Source organism: Pseudoxanthomonas composti (genome assembly GCF_004122095.1).
Classification (GTDB): domain Bacteria; phylum Pseudomonadota; class Gammaproteobacteria; order Xanthomonadales; family Xanthomonadaceae; genus Pseudoxanthomonas_A; species Pseudoxanthomonas_A composti.
Map to the genome: position 1 here is coordinate 229,323 of NZ_SAWZ01000001.1, position 18,078 is coordinate 247,400.

The 18,078-nt window shown below is 68.3% G+C and carries 17 protein-coding genes; 9 read left to right on the forward strand and 8 right to left on the reverse strand.

What is annotated here, in order from left to right:
- Positions 1 to 24 precede the first annotated feature (24 nt).
- The 3 genes from EPA99_RS00905 to EPA99_RS00915 all read left to right on the forward strand — a co-directional run bounded on the left by EPA99_RS00905 (position 25) and on the right by EPA99_RS00915 (position 4,003).
- Positions 25 to 1,617 (forward strand): tetratricopeptide repeat-containing sulfotransferase family protein, encoded by a 1,593-nt coding sequence (locus tag EPA99_RS00905; protein ID WP_129469314.1) that lies wholly within the window; start codon positions 25 to 27, stop codon positions 1,615 to 1,617.
- The gene (locus EPA99_RS00910; RefSeq protein WP_129469315.1) at positions 1,614 to 3,197 is read left to right on the forward strand and encodes a tetratricopeptide repeat-containing sulfotransferase family protein; all 1,584 of its coding nucleotides are present in this window, start codon (positions 1,614 to 1,616) and stop codon (positions 3,195 to 3,197) included. Before EPA99_RS00905 ends, EPA99_RS00910 begins: the two co-directional genes overlap by 4 nt.
- A gap of 131 nt (positions 3,198 to 3,328) precedes the next feature.
- Positions 3,329 to 4,003 carry an energy transducer TonB gene (locus tag EPA99_RS00915; protein WP_129469316.1) on the forward strand — a complete coding sequence of 225 codons (675 nt, stop codon included), beginning with the start codon at positions 3,329 to 3,331 and terminating at the stop codon, positions 4,001 to 4,003.
- Between the two features lie 72 nt (positions 4,004 to 4,075).
- Here EPA99_RS00915 and EPA99_RS00920 read toward each other — a convergent pair whose 3' ends face one another.
- The 8 genes from EPA99_RS00920 to EPA99_RS00955 all read right to left on the reverse strand — a co-directional run bounded on the left by EPA99_RS00920 (position 4,076) and on the right by EPA99_RS00955 (position 12,081).
- Entirely contained in the window at positions 4,076 to 4,906 is an 831-nt protein-coding gene (locus EPA99_RS00920; protein WP_129469317.1) for a ParB N-terminal domain-containing protein, read from the reverse strand.
- 165 nt (positions 4,907 to 5,071) lie between these two features.
- Positions 5,072 to 5,542, reverse strand: a complete 471-nt coding sequence (gene rlmH / locus EPA99_RS00925) for a 23S rRNA (pseudouridine(1915)-N(3))-methyltransferase RlmH (RefSeq protein WP_129469742.1) — start codon at positions 5,540 to 5,542, stop codon at positions 5,072 to 5,074.
- Positions 5,543 to 5,614: 72 nt separating this feature from the next.
- On the reverse strand, positions 5,615 to 6,013 hold the full coding sequence (gene rsfS, locus EPA99_RS00930) for a ribosome silencing factor (protein WP_129469318.1): 399 nt from the start codon (positions 6,011 to 6,013) through the stop codon (positions 5,615 to 5,617).
- A 31-nt stretch (positions 6,014 to 6,044) separates the two neighbouring features.
- Positions 6,045 to 6,851, reverse strand: a complete 807-nt coding sequence (nadD, locus tag EPA99_RS00935; protein ID WP_129469319.1) for a nicotinate-nucleotide adenylyltransferase — start codon at positions 6,849 to 6,851, stop codon at positions 6,045 to 6,047.
- Positions 6,848 to 7,882: a DNA polymerase III subunit delta gene (holA, locus tag EPA99_RS00940; RefSeq protein WP_129469320.1), complete on the reverse strand. Its 1,035-nt coding sequence runs from the start codon at positions 7,880 to 7,882 to the stop codon at positions 6,848 to 6,850. The genes nadD and holA overlap by 4 nt, the downstream gene beginning before the upstream one ends.
- Before the next feature lies 1 nt (position 7,883).
- Positions 7,884 to 8,438, reverse strand: coding sequence for an LPS-assembly lipoprotein LptE (locus tag EPA99_RS00945; RefSeq protein WP_129469743.1), 555 nt, complete (start codon positions 8,436 to 8,438; stop codon positions 7,884 to 7,886).
- 189 nt (positions 8,439 to 8,627) lie between these two features.
- Positions 8,628 to 11,264, reverse strand: coding sequence for a leucine--tRNA ligase (gene leuS, locus EPA99_RS00950; protein WP_129469321.1), 2,637 nt, complete (start codon positions 11,262 to 11,264; stop codon positions 8,628 to 8,630).
- Between the two features lie 103 nt (positions 11,265 to 11,367).
- Positions 11,368 to 12,081 carry a DUF998 domain-containing protein gene (locus EPA99_RS00955; RefSeq protein WP_206733658.1) on the reverse strand — a complete coding sequence of 238 codons (714 nt, stop codon included), beginning with the start codon at positions 12,079 to 12,081 and terminating at the stop codon, positions 11,368 to 11,370.
- A gap of 90 nt (positions 12,082 to 12,171) precedes the next feature.
- On the opposite strand from EPA99_RS00955, the gene trxA reads away from it, so the two are divergent.
- The 6 genes from trxA (at position 12,172) to gloA2 (ending at position 17,848) form a co-directional block, all read left to right on the forward strand.
- Positions 12,172 to 13,032 (forward strand): thioredoxin, encoded by an 861-nt coding sequence (gene trxA, locus EPA99_RS00960; protein WP_129469323.1) that lies wholly within the window; start codon positions 12,172 to 12,174, stop codon positions 13,030 to 13,032.
- Between the two features lie 262 nt (positions 13,033 to 13,294).
- Positions 13,295 to 13,768: a DUF4442 domain-containing protein gene (locus EPA99_RS00965; RefSeq protein WP_129469324.1), complete on the forward strand. Its 474-nt coding sequence runs from the start codon at positions 13,295 to 13,297 to the stop codon at positions 13,766 to 13,768.
- A 247-nt stretch (positions 13,769 to 14,015) separates the two neighbouring features.
- The gene (locus EPA99_RS00970; RefSeq protein WP_129469325.1) at positions 14,016 to 14,699 is read left to right on the forward strand and encodes a DUF502 domain-containing protein; all 684 of its coding nucleotides are present in this window, start codon (positions 14,016 to 14,018) and stop codon (positions 14,697 to 14,699) included.
- 2 nt (positions 14,700 to 14,701) lie between these two features.
- Positions 14,702 to 15,481, forward strand: a complete 780-nt coding sequence (locus EPA99_RS00975) for a queuosine precursor transporter (protein ID WP_129469326.1) — start codon at positions 14,702 to 14,704, stop codon at positions 15,479 to 15,481.
- A 112-nt stretch (positions 15,482 to 15,593) separates the two neighbouring features.
- A complete protein-coding gene (locus EPA99_RS00980) occupies positions 15,594 to 17,402 on the forward strand; it encodes a DUF885 domain-containing protein (RefSeq protein WP_129469327.1) in 1,809 nt (602 codons plus the stop codon).
- Positions 17,403 to 17,461: 59 nt separating this feature from the next.
- The gene (gloA2, locus tag EPA99_RS00985) at positions 17,462 to 17,848 is read left to right on the forward strand and encodes an SMU1112c/YaeR family gloxylase I-like metalloprotein (protein ID WP_129469328.1); all 387 of its coding nucleotides are present in this window, start codon (positions 17,462 to 17,464) and stop codon (positions 17,846 to 17,848) included.
- The last annotated feature ends 230 nt before the right edge of the window (positions 17,849 to 18,078 follow it).

An 18,078-nucleotide genomic window follows, 5' to 3' on the forward strand; every position in this document is an offset into this window, starting at 1 on the left:
GCCCCCATCCTCTAACATCGATCCATGACCGATCGCCAAGCCATCGCACGCCAGTTGGATCAGCTCTGGAGTCAGGCGCAGGACCTGGAGAAAGCCGGCGCCGTCGATGCGGCCATCGAGCGATACGCGCAAATCGTCTCTGTCGATGCGCACCATGTGCCGGCCCTGCTGAGACTCTCAAGGTTCACGCAGTTTCAGGGACGCTACCGACAATCGCGGCAGTACGCGCGCGATGCCGCCGATGCCGTCCGCCTGGGACAGCGCACGCGCCTGATGTCCTATGTCACTCAGCGGCTGCTGGAGTTCAGCGAAGAGCTCGAGGTCTCCTCCCTCATCCTCTCCACCGATTGGCAGGACCCGGATGTGGTCCGGCAGTCGCCGGTGCTCGCGCAGCATCTGTGGCTGGCCGGCCGCTACGAGGACAGCCTGCGCTTCATCGATACGCTCACGCCGCGTATCCCGCCGCATCCGCTCATGGCGCTGACCCGCGCCAACGTGCTGCGCTATCTCGGCAGGATGGATGAGGCCTCGGCCGCTTACGAACACGCCCTGCAGCTGGCTCCCGACCTGCCCGACACGCACTGGGCGATTGCCACCCATGCGCGCGCGCCAACGCCTGGCGCGCGCGTCCCAAGGGTCCGCGCGGCCGTGGGCAAATCGAGCCCCGGCTCGATCGAGCACGCGCATCTGTGCTTCGCCCTGTTCCGGGAACTGCAGGACGCGGGCGAGCTGGACCCGGCCTGGGACGCTTTGCGCGCAGGGCTGGACAGCATGACTCGCATCATCCCCAAGGCATCGGACACGACGGAGGAGGCGCTCGATCAGTCCGCTCGGATCGACTGGAAGATTTCCCTCAACCAGCGCGCGCTACAGCCCCTGCCCTCACCGATCCCGATCTTCGTCGTCGGCTTGCCCAGGACCGGAACCACGCTGCTGGAGCGCATTGTCGGGAACCATGGCTGGGTCAGCTCGGTCGGCGAGCGTAACGACTTCGGCGCTGCGGTGAGCGAGGTGGCCGATCAATTCTTCACCACCCTGCTGCAGGCGCAGAACCCGGGGACGCTGGTCGACATCGATCACCGCGCCGTCGGCCATCTGTATCTGCAACGCCTGCGCAGGCACGCCTCGGCAACCGCGTTCGCGCTGGACAAGAATCCGCAGAACCTGTTCAACATCCCGTTGATCCTGCGCGCGCTGCCCCAGGCGCGCATCCTCATCCTCAAGCGCGCGCCGATGGATGCGGCCTTCTCCAATCTGAAGGAACTGTTCCAGGGCGGCGCCTACGCCTACAGCTACGATTTTTCGTCCCTGGCCGCGCATGTGCGCGCGGCCTACCGCTGGGCCGACGCCTGGGCCGCGCGCGCGCCGCAGTCGATCAGGATCGTGCAGTACGAAGAGCTGGTCGCCGCGCCGGAACCGGTGACCGCGTCCCTGCTCGAGTTCATCGGCTTGCCGCCAGCGCCTGGCCTGACCGACATGCGTGGCAATACCAGCCCGGTGGCCACCGCCAGCAGCGCGCAGGTGCGCCGCCCGATCAACACCGAGGCCATCGAGGCGTGGAGGCGTTACGAAGCGCCGCTGCAGCCATTGCTGCAATTGATGGGGTCTGCGTCATGAATGGCCGCACCCCCGCCGGGCAGGGTGGCTTGGCGACCTTGGTCGCGCGGGCAGAATCCAGGGCGGCCGATGGTGACATCGCAGGAGCCATCGCCCTGCTCGAACAGGCGTTGAGCCAAGTACCGCAGGAGCCCTACCTGCTTGTCCAGCTCTCCTACATGCACTCGCTCGCGGGGCGCTATCGCAGCGCGCACCAGTACGCGCTCAGGGCCAGCGCCACCGGCACTCGCCACCCGGGCGTGCTCTCGGAACTGCTGCCGCGTCTGCGCACGTTCAACGAGGGGCCAGCGCTGCTGGAATGCGTGGCGCGCATGCTGCCCGCATCGCAGATGCCCATCCCGCTGTTGCTTGGCACGGCGGCGCAGCTGACCTATCTGAACCTTCCCGAGCGCGCCATCGCATTGCTGGATGAAGCCCGTGGCGCCGACCCGGACTACCCGCCCACCTTGATCGCCCGGACCCAGGTGCTGACCTACCTCGGTCGCTTCCATGAGGCCGAGGCCGACATCGCCCGGGCGCTCAAGCGCGCGCCGGAAATCGCCCAGGGCTGGTGGCTGCAATCGGCACTGCGCAAGCAGACCCGCAACGCCCACCATGTCGATGCGATCCGCGCCCAGCTGGCCCGTCCCGGGCGAAGCCAGCAGGAAAACGCGCTGTTGAACTTCGCCCTGCACAAGGAACTGGACGACCTTGGGGATCACGCGGCCGCCTGGGAGGCATTGGCGGCGGCTTGCCAATGCAAACGCGCGGTCCTTCGCTACGACATGCGCGAGACCGACGCGCTCTTTTCCTCGCTGGTCGACTTCCAGCACGCGGCGAGCGCGTCGGTGCACGACCCGGTGGCAGACGTGACGGCGACCCCGATCTTCATCGTCGGCATGCATCGCTCGGGCACCACGCTGCTCGAGCAGCTGCTGGCTGGCTCGGAGGACGTTCATGGCGTAGGCGAGCTCTACGACTTCACCAGTGCCATGCGCCAGGCCACGGATTACCACTGCCGAGGGGTCGTGGACCGGACGCTGGTGGACAAGGCCCGCGGCGCCGACCTGGCCCAGGCCGGGCAGCGCTACCTGCAGACAACATCGTGGCGGCTGGGCGCGCAGCGCTTCTTCACCGACAAGCTGCCGTCCAACTTCCTCAACATCGGCTTCATCGCCCGGGCGCTGCCGCAGGCCAGGATCCTGCACATGGTGCGCGACCCGGTGGAGACCTGCTTCTCCAACCTGCGCGAGCTGTTCTCCGAGGCCAACCCCTACAGCTACGACCAGCAGGAGCTGGCCCACTTCCATCGTCACTACCGGCGGCTGATGCGGCATTGGCATGCCAGCCATCCAGGACGCATCCTCGATGTCGACTATGCGCGCCTGGTGCGCGAGCCCGAGGCGGTGCTGCGCGAAGTCTGCACCTTCTGCGGGCTGGACTTCACCCCCGCCATGCTGGAACTGAGCGAGCGCAAGCGCGGGGTGGTGACCGCCAGCGCCGTGCAGGTGCGCGGCGGCATCCAGTCCCGGCAGACGCCGAAGTGGGCCCCGTATGCGGCGCAGCTGCAGCCGCTGATCCAGGCACTGGCCGAGGACTGAGCCCGCAGTTGCATTTCACCGACCGATGGGCGCATCTTCGGATCGCGGGTCCATCGGGGCTGTACGGATCACCCCACTCGCCCTACCCGCGCGTTGTTCCTGTCACTTGTCCTGGCTCAAGGAGGTGGATCATGGTTCGCGCACTACAGTTCGGAAAAGACAGCGGTCTCAGCCTGCAGCGCATCCTGGCGTTGTCCACGGCCATCGGCGTCCACGCCCTGGTGTTCCTGCTGTTGCTGGTGCCCATGGCGATGCCGCGCGTGCAGACCAAGCGCGCGCAGGAGGATCCGCCGCGCTGGCAGATCCCCATCCAGGTGCCCAAGCCGCCCGTGCCGGTGGTGCAGGAGCAGCCACCCAGGCCGCAACCGCCCACGCCCGCCACGCCGACGCGCCCCATCGAAATGCCGCCGCGCCCGATGGACCAGGTTGTGCAGGAAGCCCCACTGGAGCTTCCGAACGCGCCCACCGAAACCAGCGCGCCGCTGGTGGCCGAACCAGGGCCCTCGCTGTCCACCGCGCCGCTGGAGGGCGCCTCGCTCCAGTACGCCGTGGCCTCGCCGCCGCCCTACCCGGCCCGCGAGGTGCGCAGCGGCACCGAGGGCACGGTGCTGTTGAAGATCCTGGTCGATACCGATGGCACGCCGATCGACGTCCTGGTCGAGCGCAGCAGTGGCAGCCGCAGCCTGGACGACAGCGCGCGCCGTCACGTGCTCAAGCACTGGAAGTTCAAGCCGGCCATGGACCAGGGGCGCGCAGTGCAGGCTTGGGGGCTGGTGCCGATCGACTTCCGCCTCGGCCGCGGCTGAGGCACCGGGTGCAACGCGAAGGGCCGGCATTCGCCGGCCCTTTCGCTTCCAACCCCGACTTCCAACAGAAGCTCAAGCGTTGGCGGCGGCCAAGGCCTCCAGCTCCGCCACCCGCGCGCGCAGTTGCGCGTTCTCCTCCAGCAGTTCGCCGACCTTGCGGCGCAGCACGCTGACTTCGGTGGGCGCGCCCTCCTCGTCCGGGTCAGGGCTCGCCTCCGGACGGGGCTTGCGGCGGGCATCGCGCACGCGCTTGGCCGCTTCCTTCAGTTCCTGCTGACCGCCCTGGGCCGCGGCACGCTGCTCGTCCTGCGGCAGCGTGGCCAGCGTGGCCGCGGCGTTGAGCGAGAGACTGCCATCGCGCACCGCGGCGATGACTTCAGGCGCGGCCTGCTTGTGGATCTTCTCGACCATGCCCGCCTGGATGCTGGTAATGCGCGCGGCCTTGGCGATCTCGGCCCGGCTCGGCGCCGGCACCTCGCGCGCCGGCACCGAATCGGCGAAAGGCGTGTCGTCCGCGGGCACCTGTGCGCCGGAGGCGTCCGCCGCAGCCTGGCCCTGTTCCTGCGCGGCCAGCGCCTGGCGCTCGACCATGATCTGGTGGCGGCGCAGGGCCAGCACGCCGCGCTGGAATACCGAAACGCTGCGACGGCCCAGGTGCTGGTCGATCATCCACAGGTGCACGTCTTCCATGGTCTGGAAACGCGTGTGCTGGATGGTCTGGAACGGCAGCCCGTGCTTGCTGCAGATGCCGTAACGATTATGTCCGTCGACCAGCACATCGCCCCACAGGACCAGCGCATCGCGACAGCCTTCGGCCAGGATGCTCGCCTCCAGCGCCGCATGCTCCTCAGGCGTGAGCGGATCGATGTAAGCCTGGAGTGCGGGATCGACAACGATGTTCATGCGGTGCGGCCTGTGCGAGGGGCGCGCATTGTAGTGGCGTGGCTCGGCGATGACATGGGCGGCCGCGAACTTCCTCCGCGGCGCCTGCAACGTGCCCGTATCGCCCTGTTTTCCCGGCCGTGCGCATCGAGCTTGATGAGCCGCCGCGCACGTGCGGGGGTCGCGTCAGGCCCGGTGGTACGGATGATTGGCCAGCATGGCGCAGGCGCGATAGAGCTGCTCGGCCACCAACAGGCGCGCCAGCATATGCGGCAAGGTCAACGGACCAAGCGACCAGGTTTCATCGGCCCGCGCCAGCACCTCCGGCGAATGTCCCTCCGGCCCGCCGATGAGGAATGCCAGGTCGCGCCCCTGCGTGCGCCAATGCTCCAGCCGCCGCGAGAGTTGTTCGGAAGAGAGCTGCTTGCCGGTGACTTCCAGCGCGACCACCAAAGGATCCTTGGGCAGCGCGGACAACACACGCTTGCCCTCGTCCTCGATCGCACGCTGCGGATCGCGTCCCTTCCCGCGCAAGCCCGGCTGCACCTCGATCAGCTCAATCGGCAGCCAGTGCGACAGACGCTTCTGGTACTCGGCGAACCCTTCTGCGACCCATCCGGGGGCCTTTTCACCGGTGGCGATCAGACGGGCTTTCATTTGGAGAAGTGAGTGGAGAGGAGTGAGGAGTGAGGAAAGCAAGCGAGTTGCTCACTCCTCACTCCTGTTCACTCACTCCTGCTCCTCAGCCGGCGCGTTGTCACCGACCGTCCATAGGCGCTCCAGCGCGTAGAACTCGCGCACGCGCGGCAGCATGACGTGCACCACCACATCGCCCAGGTCCACCAGTACCCATTCGGCCTCGCGCTCGCCTTCCACGCCCAGCGGCATGACGTCGAGCTTCTTGGCGAACTTCATCACTTCATCGGCGATCGACTTGACGTGGCGGGTCGAGGTGCCGGACGCGATGACCAGGTAGTCGGTGACGCTGGACTTGCCGCGCACGTCGATCTCGACCAAGTCTTTGGCCTTCAGTTCTTCCGCCGCTTCGCGCACGGTCGCAAGCAGGAGCGGCAACGCCGGCGGCGGGCTGGGCAGGCGGGTCTTGATGACGTGGGCTTGACTGGTCAAAAGGGTGATCGGCTAAGAAAGTTGGCGGCGATTATAGCGGCCCGGCCCCATACAGTCGGTTCATGCGGATGAACCGGGCCACCGGCGGTGGCAGCAGGGTCTCCCAGGCGCCGCCGACAGCGATGCGGGCACGCACCTCGGTGGCCGATTCGGGCTGGCGCGTGTGCGGCAGTTGCAGCAGGCGCCCAGCCGGCGCATGGAGCAGGTCCTCGGGTTCCTGGACCCAGCGCCCTGTGGTCTGGGCGGCCAGCGCCTGCGAAGCCCCGGCCCCCAGCGGGCTGCCGGCACGGGCGGCGACGATCAGGTGCGCCAGGGTGAACAGCTCGGTCCAGCGGTGCCAGGCCTCCAACCCGGCGAAGCTGTCGGCCCCCATCAGGATCGCCAGAGGCTGCGCCGGGCCGATCTCGCCGCGGATCTGCTCCAGCGTGTCCACGGTGTAGGAGCGCCCGGCCCGCTGCAGTTCGCGGCGGTCCACCAGCAGCCCGGTCTCGCCGGCCACGGCCAACTCCAGCATCTGCGCGCGTTGTTCGGCATTGGCCCCCGGGATGTCGCGATGCGGCGGGTCGGCAGCCGGCATCAGGCGCACCGGCACCTGCAGCGCGTCGCGGGCGCTGCGGGCGATGCCCAGGTGGCCCAGATGGACCGGATCGAAGGTGCCGCCGTAGATCAGGTGGAGCGGGGACCGGGGACCGGGGACCCGGGACCCGGGACCAGCAGCGGCTGCCGTGGCTGTAGTGACCCCAAGCGCACGGGGATCGGTGGGCGGCTCCAGGTGGGCGGCGTCGCGGACCTGCGCCTCCCGGGTCCCCGGTCCCCGGTCCCCGGTCCCGGCCCTCATGCCGCCAGCAATCCCACCGCGCGGGCTTCGGCCACGGCCAGCAACAGCCGCTCCAGCGCGACCCAAGCATCGCCATCGCCGCGCCCCTTGGCGATGCGGTCGATGCGCGAGGCCTGGACCACGAAGCGCTCCCAGCGCGCGGCATCGGCGTGACGGGCCAGCGCCCGTTTGAATGGCGCCTGCTTGCTGTCCCAGATGCCCTGGGACTTCATCTCCGCGGCCATGTTGGCGCCGCGCGCCTGCGCCCGGGCCAGGGCGGCGGTGCGCAGCAGCTCGCGCACGATCATCGGCATCAGCCCGGCCACCACGTCGCCTTCGGCGCGTAGCCCGGCGAGCATGCGGCTGACCGCTGCCGCTTGCCCGGCCAGCATGGCGTCCACCAGCCGGAACACGTCGTAGCGGGCGGCATCGGCCACCAGCGACTGCATGGTCTGCGCATCCAGGGTGGCGCCCTGGCTCAGCAAGGCGAGCTTGTCGATCTCCTGCGCCGCCGCCAGCAGGTTGCCTTCCACGCGCTCGGCCAGCCCGGCGACCGCATCGCGCTCGGCACGCAGGCCACGGCTGCGCAGGCGCGCCTCGATCCAGCCCACCAGCTCATGCGGCTTGACCGCCCAGGCCACCGACAGCACGCCGATCCTGGAGATCGCCTCGGCCCATTTGCCCTGGTGGGACTTGCTCCACTCGCCGGCGGTGATCAGCAGCACCACATCCGGCGCGGGATTGGCGCAGAAGCGGCTGATGACCTCGGCCCCGTCCTTGCCCGGCTTGCCGCTGGGCAGGCGGACCTCGACCAGGCGCCGTGCGCTGAACAGGCTGGGCGCATTGAACGCGCTGTCCAGCGCATCCCAGTCGAAGTCGCGCCCATCGGCGTCGAAGACCTCACGCTCGCCGATGCCCTGGGCGCGCGCGGCGGCACGCACGGCGTCGGCGGCCTCGATGACCCGCAGCAGCTCCGGCCCGGCGATGAGGTAGACCGGCTGCAGGGCGCCGTCGGCGCACTGCGCGATCAGGCGCTCAGGGGTCAGCTCCACCTCAGTTCCGGTTGGCCGGGGCCTGACCGGCCGGCGCGGCGGCGCGCGTGGTCCGCCCCGCGGCCTCGCCCGCCAGCACGCCGTCCACGCGCCGCAGGATGGAGGCGGACATCTCCCGCTGCAGCTCGGTGACCAGCGTCTCGCGCTCGGTATTGGTACCGGTGGAGTCGATCGCCTGCGACACGTAGTCGCGCGAGAGCTCCACCACCTGCTGCGGCACCATCACGCTGCCATCGGCACGGCGGAACACGAACACCGCCGCGTAGCGCAGGCTGAATTCCTGCGCCCGCCCGAACTCGTCCACCGCGATCGGCATGTCGCCCCAGCGCTCGGACAGGATCTGCAAGGTGGCCACCTCGGTGGCGTCCTCGTCGGCCTTCTGCGCGCCGGCCGCATCCAGGCCGCGCTCCACCAGCAGCGCCAGCTTGCTGTACTTGGTGGTGGAAGACACCTTGACCGGGCCCAGGTCGCTCGGCAGATCCAGCTTGTTGCGCAGGTGGAAGCCGCAGCCGCTCAGGCCCGTGGCGAGGATCAGGACGCCAAGCAGGCGCGGCAGCAGTCGATTCATGGGCGAAGTCTGGAGGACCGGGTGCGGGTCGGCAAGGGTGCCAGGCGCGCTAGGGTGCCGCAGCCCGCGTGAACGCCTCTTGAGACGCACGCGTGGGCGGGGCGGCGCAGGCCTTGGCGCCGGGGGACACCGCCAGCAGTGTCCACACCGGCAGGCGGCGCCTTGGCAGGCGCCGGCTCAAGCCGCGACCAGGTTGACGATCTTGCCCGGGACCACGATGACCTTGCGGATGGTCATGCCCTCCAGGAACTTGGCGGTGTTCGGCTCGGCCTTGGCCAGCGCCTCGATCTGCTCCTTCGGCGCATCGGCCGCGACCTCGATGGTGCCGCGCAGCTTGCCGTTGACCTGCACCGCCAGGGTGAGCGAGTCGCGCACCATCGCCGCCGCGTCGGCCTGCGGGAACGGCAGGTCCTCCAGCAGCGTCTGCCCATGTCCCAGCGCCTGCCACAGCGCGTGGCTGGCATGCGGGGTGATGGGGTTGAGCAGCAGCACCGCCGCTTCCAACGCCTCCTGGCGCACGGCTCGGCCCTGGGCACTGTCGTCGTCGAACTTGGCCAGGGCATTGGACAGCTCCATCACCGCGGCGATGGCGGTGTTGAAGCTGTGGCGCTTGCCGTAGTCGAAGCCGACCTTTTCGATGGTTTCGTGGGTCTTGCAGCGCAGGGCCTTCTGCGCCGCGTTCAGGTCCTGCGCCTGCAATGCCGGCGCGGCGCCCTCGGCGGCCTGCTTCTGCACCTGCGTCCACAGGCGGCGCAGGAAGCGCGACATGCCTTCCACGCCGGCCTCGTTCCATTCCAAGGATTGCTCCGGCGGGGCGGCGAACATGGAGAACAGGCGCACGGTGTCGGCGCCGAACTTTTCGACCATGGCCTGCGGATCGACGCCGTTGCTCCTGGACTTGGACATCTTCTCGATGCTGCCGATCTGCACCGGCTGGCCGTCGGCGGCCAGGGTGGCGCCGACCACGCGCCCCTTCTCGTCGCGCTGCACGTCCACCAGCGCCGGATTGATCCAGTCCTTGGAACCATCGGAGTTGTCGCGGTAGTAGGTCTCGGCGATCACCATGCCCTGGGTCAGCAGGTTGGTCACCGGCTCGTCGCTGTCCACCATGCGCGCATCGCGCATCAGGCGGTGGTAGAAGCGGAAATACAGCAGGTGCAGGATCGCGTGCTCGATACCGCCGACATACATGTCCGCCGGCATCCAGTAGTTGGCGCGCTTGTCCACCATCTGCTCGGCGCCCGGGCTGGTGTAGCGCGCCACGTACCAGCTGGACTCCATGAAGGTGTCGAAGGTGTCGGTCTCGCGCTCGGCCGGCTTGCCGCACTCCGGGCAGGTGGTCTTGCGCCACTGCGGGTCGGCCTTGATCGGCGACTTCACCCCATCCAGGGTCACGTTCTCCGGCAGCAGCACCGGCAGCTGGTCGTCCGGCACCGGCACCGCGCCGCAGCTGTCGCAGTAGATCACCGGGATCGGGCAGCCCCAGTAGCGCTGGCGGCTCACGCCCCAGTCGCGCAGCCGGTAATTGACCCGGCGCTGGCCCTGGCCCTTGCGCTCGAAGCGCTCGGCCAGCGCCTCGAAGGCGCCGCGATAATCCAGGCCATCGAACTCGCCGGAGTTCACCAGCTCGATGTCCTCGCGGGTCTTGTCCGAATACCAGTCGCGCCATTCGCTGGCGCTCCACTGGCTTTCTTCCTCGTTGCGCGGCTGGGTCAGCCTGACCACCTGCACGATCGGCAGCTGGTACTTGGTGGCGAACTCGAAATCGCGCTGGTCGTGGCCGGGTACGGCCATCACCGCGCCGGTGCCGTAGCCCATCAGGACAAAGTTGGCCACCCACACCGGCACGGTCTCGCCAGTCACCGGATGCACGGCCTTCAGGCCGGTGTCCATGCCGCGCTTTTCCTGGGTCTCCAGCTCGGCTTCGGACACGCCGCCCAGCTTGAGCTGCTCCAGGAACGCGGCCAGCTCCGGATTGGAGGCGGCGGCCTTGAGTGCCAGCGCGTGCTCGCCGGCGATGGACACGAAGGTCACGCCCATCAGCGTGTCCGGCCGGGTGGTGAACACGGTCAGGGGCTCATGGCCGCCCTCGACGTTGAACTGAATCTCCAGGCCCTCGGAGCGGCCGATCCAGTTGCGCTGCATGGTCTTGACCGACTCCGGCCAGCCCTCCAGGGTGTCCAGCCCGTCCAACAGCTCCTGTGCGTAGTCGGTGATGCGCAGGAACCACTGCGGGATCTCGCGCTTTTCCACCAGCGCGCCCGAGCGCCAGCCGCGGCCGTCGATGACCTGCTCGTTGGCCAGGGTGGTCTGGTCCACCGGGTCCCAGTTCACCACCGCATTGCGGCGGTAGGCGATGCCCTTGCGCAGCAGGCGGGTGAACATGCGCTGCTCGTGGACGTAGTACTCCGGCGAGCAGGTGGCGAACTCGCGCGACCAGTCGATCGCATAGCCCAGCGACTGCAGCTGGCTGCGCATGTGCGCGATGTTGGCGTAGGTCCACTTCGCCGGCTGGGTCTTGTTCTTGATCGCCGCGTTCTCGGCCGGCAGGCCGAAGGCGTCCCAACCCATCGGCTGCAGCACGTTGTGCCCGGTCATGCGCTTGTAGCGGCTGATAACGTCGCTGATGGTGTAGTTGCGCACATGGCCCATGTGCAGCGCGCCGGACGGGTACGGCAGCATCGACAGGCAGTAGTACTTGGGCTTGCCGGAGGTCTCGCCCGCCTCGAAGGCGCGGTGCTCGCTCCAGAAGGCCTGGGCGGCGGATTCGACCGACTGCGGGTCGTAGGGGGTCAGTTCGGGAGCGGCGGACATGGGCGGCGGCTTGCGACGGCAAAGCCGCAAAGGGTACCGCAGCGCATCATGGCCGCCAAACGCCAGCCGCAGCCGGCCTGGCGCCGATGCCGTCCAGGTCCGCTCAGCGCCCCCGGCGCGGCGCGGCGATCGGCATCCACAGGCTGGACACGGCCAGCCAGCCGAACCAGCAGGCGAAGGCCAGGTGCTGGGCCAGCCCGGGACCCAGGGTCGCGGTGCTGATCACCGCCAGGAACACCATCACCAGCGAAAGCGCCGCGCCGGTCCACAGCAGGCGCGGCCAGGCCGGGTGATGCATCAGGCCCAGCGCCAGCAGCCAGCTGCCGACCAGGAAGGTCAGCCACCACAGCATCCAGCCGGTGGAATGCAGCTGCGTGGAGCCGCCTTCCAGCTGCATCGGGTCCAGCGCGAACAGGCCCATGGCGATGAAGCCCAGCGCCGACAGGAACAGCAGCTGCGCCCCGACCTTCACGCCCCAGCTTTCCGGCTGTGGCAGCTGCAGGCGCAGGAGGATGGCCATGACGCCGGCCAGCGCGCCGGGCAGGATGAAGCCCAGCAGATTGAAAGCCTGGGCGTGGGCGACGCCCTTGGCGCCCAGCAGCGCCACCGGATGCAGCAGATGCGAGTAACCCGCATGCAGCAGGCCGAAGCCAAGGACCGACCCCAGCCACAGCGCGGCGGCGGCCAGGCCGCTCCAACGCATCCAACCCACTGCCCGTCCTGCCACCATCGCCTGCGCACTCCAACGGCTGGCCGCGCCGGCGACCGTGGCCGACATGATCGCCGCTGCGTGCCGCTGCAGGAAGCCTTCCAGCACCTCACGCCATGCTCGGGCACGCGCCGGCTTGCAATCGGGCCGGGCCGCCACCATGAACGGGGCTGGTCCGGATCTGCGAGCACAGCCCTCATGAGCGACAAGCCCCACGTCTTCGATGCCACCACCGCCACCTTCGAAACCGAAGTCCTGCAGAAATCGCTGCAGGTGCCGGTGCTGGTGGACTTCTGGGCGACCTGGTGCGGGCCGTGCAAGACGCTGGGACCGATCCTGGAAAAGCTGGCGGCCGAGTACAACGGCGCCTTCGAGCTGGCCAAGGTCGACGTGGATGCCGAGCAGCAGATCGCCGCAGCCTTCCAGATCCGGTCGGTGCCGACCGTGTTCCTGGTCCGGGACGGGCAGATCGTCGATGGCTTCCCCGGCGCGATGCCGGAGGGCCAGCTGCGCGAGTTCCTGACCCAGCACGGCGTGCTGCCCGCCGAGGCAGTGGAGGCGGCCGCGCCCGCCGAGCAGGCACCCCAGGACCCGGCGACCCAGGTGGCCGAACTGCGCCAGGCCATCGCCGCCGAGCCGGACAAGGACGAGCTCAAGCTCGATCTGGCCGTGGCCCTGCTCAAGACCGGTGAAGCGGGCCAGGCCGAGGCCCTGCTCGACGCCCTGCCCGCCAACCTGGCCACCGACGACCGCGCCGTGCGCGCCCGCGCCCGCCTGGGCCTGGCGGCCCAGCTCAAGGACGCGCCTTCGATGCAGGCCCTGGAAGCGGCCATCGCCGCCGATGCCGGCGACCTGCGGGCGCGCCAGCAACTTGGCGTGCGCCACATCGTCGAGGGTGAGCCCACGCAGGGGCTGGAGCAGTTCCTGGAGGTGCTCAAGCGCGACCGCGCCTGGGAGGACGGGCTGGCCAAGCGCTCCCTGATCGACGCCTTCCGCGTGATCGAGGACGAGGACCTGGTGGGTCAGTACCGCAGGAAGATGTCGGCCGTGCTGTTCTGATCGGCACCGGATCGGGCCGGGCTGGTCGCGCGGTGCGGGTTGCCGCTGCGCGCTCCTGTCGGCGGCGTTAGCCGCGAAGAGGCTTTCCCGGTACAGCCTCTTTGCGGCTAAAGCCGCTGCCACGAACGGCGCTTCCACAGATTCCTCCAGGGACCTTCGGGAGGCTGGCTACCTTCCATGCAAGCCTCGGACGGATTGCGCAAGCCTCCATACTGCCTGGTATGGTACGGTTCGCACTCCCAAGTCCTGTCTCGCCCGACCGATGAAGGCCTCCACCCTGCGTCACGGCTTCAACGCCTGGCCACCGTTTCTGTTCTCCGGCATCCATGTCACCGCGCTGGCCGACGACTGGCGCCATGCGCGGGTCGAACTGCGCATGCGCCCATGGAACCGCAACTATGTCGGCACCCACTTCGGCGGCAGCCTGTTCGCCATGACCGATCCGTTCTGGATGATCCTGGTCAAGGAGTGCATGGGGCGGGACTACTACGTGTGGGACCGGGCCGCGGAGATCGAGTTCCTCAAGCCGGGCCGCGGCGTGGTCCATGCCGAGTTCAACGTGGCCGAGTCCGACCTGCAGGCGATCCGCGCGGCCACTGCCGATGGCAGCAAGTGCCTGCACTGGTTTCCCACCGACGTGCTCGACGCCCAGGGCGAGGTCGTGGCGCGTCTGCGCAAGCAGGTCTATATCCGCCTCAAACCGCAGGCGCGGCAGCCGTCGCCTGTGGCGTCCTGAGTCGACAAGCGCGCCACGCCGCGTGGGTGAGGGCGTGAACCTGCGTTTGGACAGGCGGTGACTTCGAGCAGCGCGGCGAGCCGAGCACGACCGCCATCCGGCGCGCCACCGGAACCGGACCATCAAGCGCCAGGCCATGCGGGCGTGCGGATGAACCTCCAGGCGGCCGGCATCCTGCCAGCGCGATGCGTCATTTCCACGCGTGACCCTCTGTTGGCAGGCCCGGCGCCCGTACAATGACCCGGCTATGTCACCCCCCTCGCCCACGCCCCGCCCCTCCCTCCAGAAGCTGTTCCTGACCGGCCTGCTGACGCTGCTGCCGATCTGGCTGACCTGGGTCGTCATCAAGTTCGTGTTCGTGCTGCTGTCGGACATCAGCCGGCCATTGATCGTGCCGCTGTCCGAGCAGATCGCCGAAAGCGACCCTGGCCTGGGCTGGGTCAAGGCGCTGTGGGTGCAGGATGTGGTGGCATTGATCGCCACCTTGCTGGTGATCCTGCTGGTGGGCGTGCTTGCGCGCCGGGTGATCGGGCAACAGCTGTTGCGCTGGTTCGAGGCCCTGATCCGCCGCATCCCGCTGGCCAGCACGATCTACAACAGCGCCCGCCAGCTGCTGGACATGCTGGACACCAAGCCGGGCAGCACCCAGCGCGTGGTGCTGATCGACTTTCCGCACCGGGACATGAAGTCCGTGGGCCTGGTCACCCGGGTGATGCGCGAGGAAGGCACGGGGCGCGAGTTGGCCGCGGTATACGTGCCGACCACGCCGAACCCGACTTCCGGCTACCTGGAAATCGTGCCGGTGGAACTGCTGACCCCCACCGACTGGAGCGTGGACCAGGCCATGAGCTTCATCATCTCCGGTGGCGCCGTGGCGCCCGAGGCCATGCCCTTCACCCGCGCCGGTGAAGCCCAGGCGGCCAGGCCCTGAGCTTGAACGCGCCGCCGCGCACGCTGGACGACCGCGCCGTGCGGCTGTTCATCGCGCTGGCGGCATTCTTCTGCGTCAACGCGGTGCTGGCCGAGTTCATCGGCGTCAAGATCTTCGCCCTGGAAGACACCCTGGGGATCGCGCCGCTGGAGTGGAACCTGTTCGGTCAGACCGGCTCGCTGAGCTTCACCGTCGGCACGCTGCTGTGGCCCTTCGTGTTCGTGCTGACCGACACCATCAACGAGTTCTTTGGCCGTCGCGGCGTGCGTTTCATCTCCTGGATCGCGGTGGGGTTGATCCTGTACGGCTTCCTGTTCGCCTTCCTGGCCATCCACGCCGCACCGGCAAGCTGGTGGGTGGGCGTGGCGCGGGAACAAGGCGTGCCGGACTACCAGGCCGCCTTCGCCGCCATCTTCGGACAGGGCATGTGGGCCATCGGCGGCTCGGTCATCGCCTTCCTGCTGGGTCAGCTGATCGATGTCTGGGTGTTCCATCGCATCCGTTCGGTTACCGGCGAGCGCTACGTCTGGTTGCGCGCGACCGGCTCGACCGCCGTGTCGCAGCTGATCGACAGCTTCGTGGTCATCTATGTCGCCTTCGTCCTGGGGCCACAGCATTGGCCGATGTCCCAGTTCATGGCGGTCAGCACGGTCAACTACAGCTACAAGATGCTGGCGGCCCTGGGCATGATCCCGCTGCTGTACCTGATGCGTCATGCCATCCGCGGCTATCTGGGCCACGCCCGCGAGCAGCAGCTACGCGCCGAGGCGGCGGCGGACTGAGTGGCGGGACGACCGGCCCGCCGAGCCTGGCGGCACGGGATGTGACTTTCGATCAGTATTCGGCGCACGCGCTTTGCGGCACGCTGCCGGCTCTTCCCATGGATGTCCCCGCATGCGCCGCAAGCCCCTGCTCACGCTCACCATCGCCGCCGCGTTGCTGCTGCCGGCGGCCAGCGCGCTTGCGCAAGCCACGCCGCCAGCCGCTGGCGCGAGGCAGGATGCCAAGGCCAGACAGCTCGATGCGCTGTATGCCGAGTACTGGGAGGCGCTGCTCAAGCTCAATCCGCTGCGCGCCACCTTCCAGGGCGATGCGCGCTACAACGACCAGCTTCCCAATTACCTCAGCGCCGCCTCGCGCCAGCGCGAGCACGCCTTCCTCACGCAGTGGCTGAAGAAAGTCCAGGACGTCGGCGAGGCGGGGCTGGACGGCCAGGACTTGCTGAGCTACCGCATCTTCGTCGATGAGCTCACGCAGGCGCTGGAGGGCGAGCAGTTCCCCAGCTGGATGCTGCCGGTGGACCAGTTCTCCGGCCTCACCTCGGTGCCGCCGCTGCTGGGCGCGGGCACCGGCGCGCAACCGTTCAAGACCGCCGCCGACTACGACGCCTGGGCCAAGCGCATGCAGCTGCTGCCGGCCCTGTTCGACCAGGCCATCGCCAACATGCGCGAAGGCGTCAAGGCCAAGGTCGTCCAGCCCAAGGCGCTGATGCTCAAGGTGTTGCCGCAGCTGGACGCCATCATCAAGCCCAAGGCCGAGGACACGCTGTTCTGGGGCCCGATCAAGACCTTCCCCGACGCGGTGAGCGCCGCCGACCGCCAACGACTCACCGCCGAGTACAGGCAGCGCATCGAAACCGACGTCATTCCGGCCTACCGGCGGCTGCGCGACTACATCGCCAAGGACTACCTGACGCATGCGCGCGACACGGCAGGCATGCAGGGGCTGCCCAACGGGCAGGCGTGGTACGCCTACAACGCACGGGTCTCCACCACCACCGACATGGCGCCGGCACGCATCCACCAGATCGGGCTGGACGAGGTGGCGCGCATCCACGGCCTGATCCGCCAGATCATGGTGCAGACCGGGTTCAAGGGCTCGCTGCAGGACTTCTTCAAGTTCATGCAGGACGATCCGCGCTTTTCCTTCAAGAGCGAGGAAGCGCTGCTGAGCGCCTACCGCGCCCTGGAGGCGCGCATCGACCAGCGCATCCCCGAGCAATTCTCGCTGCTGCCCAAGGCGGGCTTCGAGATCCGTCCGGTGGAAGCCTTCCGCGCCGAATCGGCCGCCGGCGGCGAGTACATGTCGCCCAGCGAAGACGGCACGCGTCCCGGCATCTTCTACGTCAACACCTTCGACCTGCCCACGCGCAAGACCTGGGACGCGGAGGATCTCTACCTGCACGAGGCCATCCCGGGGCATCACTTCCAGTTGGCCCTGCAGCAGGAGCTCACCGGCATCCCCAAGTTCCGCCGCTTCGGCGGGCAGACCGCCTTCATCGAAGGCTGGGGCCTGTACGCCGAGTCGCTGGGCAAGGACCTGGGCGTCTACGAAGATCCCTACAGCTACTTCGGTTACCTGCAGAACGAGCTGTGGCGCGCCATCCGCCTGGTGGTGGACACCGGCCTGCACGACAAGGGCTGGAGCCGTGAGCAGGTCATCGACTACATGATGGCCAACTCCGCCGCCAGCCGCACCGATGCGGTGGCCGAAGCCGAGCGCTACATGGCCATTCCGGGCCAGGCGCTGGCCTACAAGGTCGGCGAGATGAAGATCCAGGAGCTACGCAAGCGCGCGCAGGCCGCCCTGGGCGCCGACTTCGATGCGCGCGCTTTCCACGCGCAGGTGCTGGAGGACGGCTCGCTGCCCCTGGCCCAGCTGGAGCAGAAGATCGACCGCTGGATCGCGTCGCGCAAGCGCTGAGCCAAGGACGGGATGGCGACTGCAGCCTAGGCTCAGCCGCCACGTGCGACACTGCTGTCATGCACCTAGATGGCATCCACCACGTCGCGATCATTGCCTCGGACTATCGGCGCTCCAAGCGTTTCTACAGCGAAATCCTCGGCTTGAAGGTCCTGGCCGAGGTCTATCGGCAGGCGCGCGACTCCTGGAAACTGGACCTGGCCCTGCCCGACGGCGGCCAGATCGAGTTGTTCTCCTTTCCCGGCGCGCCTGCTCGGCCCAGCTATCCCGAAGCTCAGGGCTTGCGGCATCTGGCATTCCGTACGACGGACCTGGACGTAGCGGTGCAGTCGCTGACCGCGCAGGGCGTGGCCTGCGAGCCGATTCGCATCGATGAGTACACGGGCAAGCGCTTCACCTTCTTCGCCGATCCCGACGACTTGCCGCTCGAGCTGTACGAGACATGATCGACCCAGGGCGCCACGATGCCGACTTGCGCGATCGGTTCATCTGGCTGAAGCGGCTGTTAAATGAATCGCCCCTCACCAATCACATTGCGTAACCGTCGTTCATCCAATGTGCCCGTATGTGATTGATCTCAGGTCACTACCGGCTCATGTGGAAAAAAAGCGACTTAAATCGTTGCAGTTGTGTGGCCTGATTCTTACGGTCCGGTTAAGTCCATCGGTGTGGACTG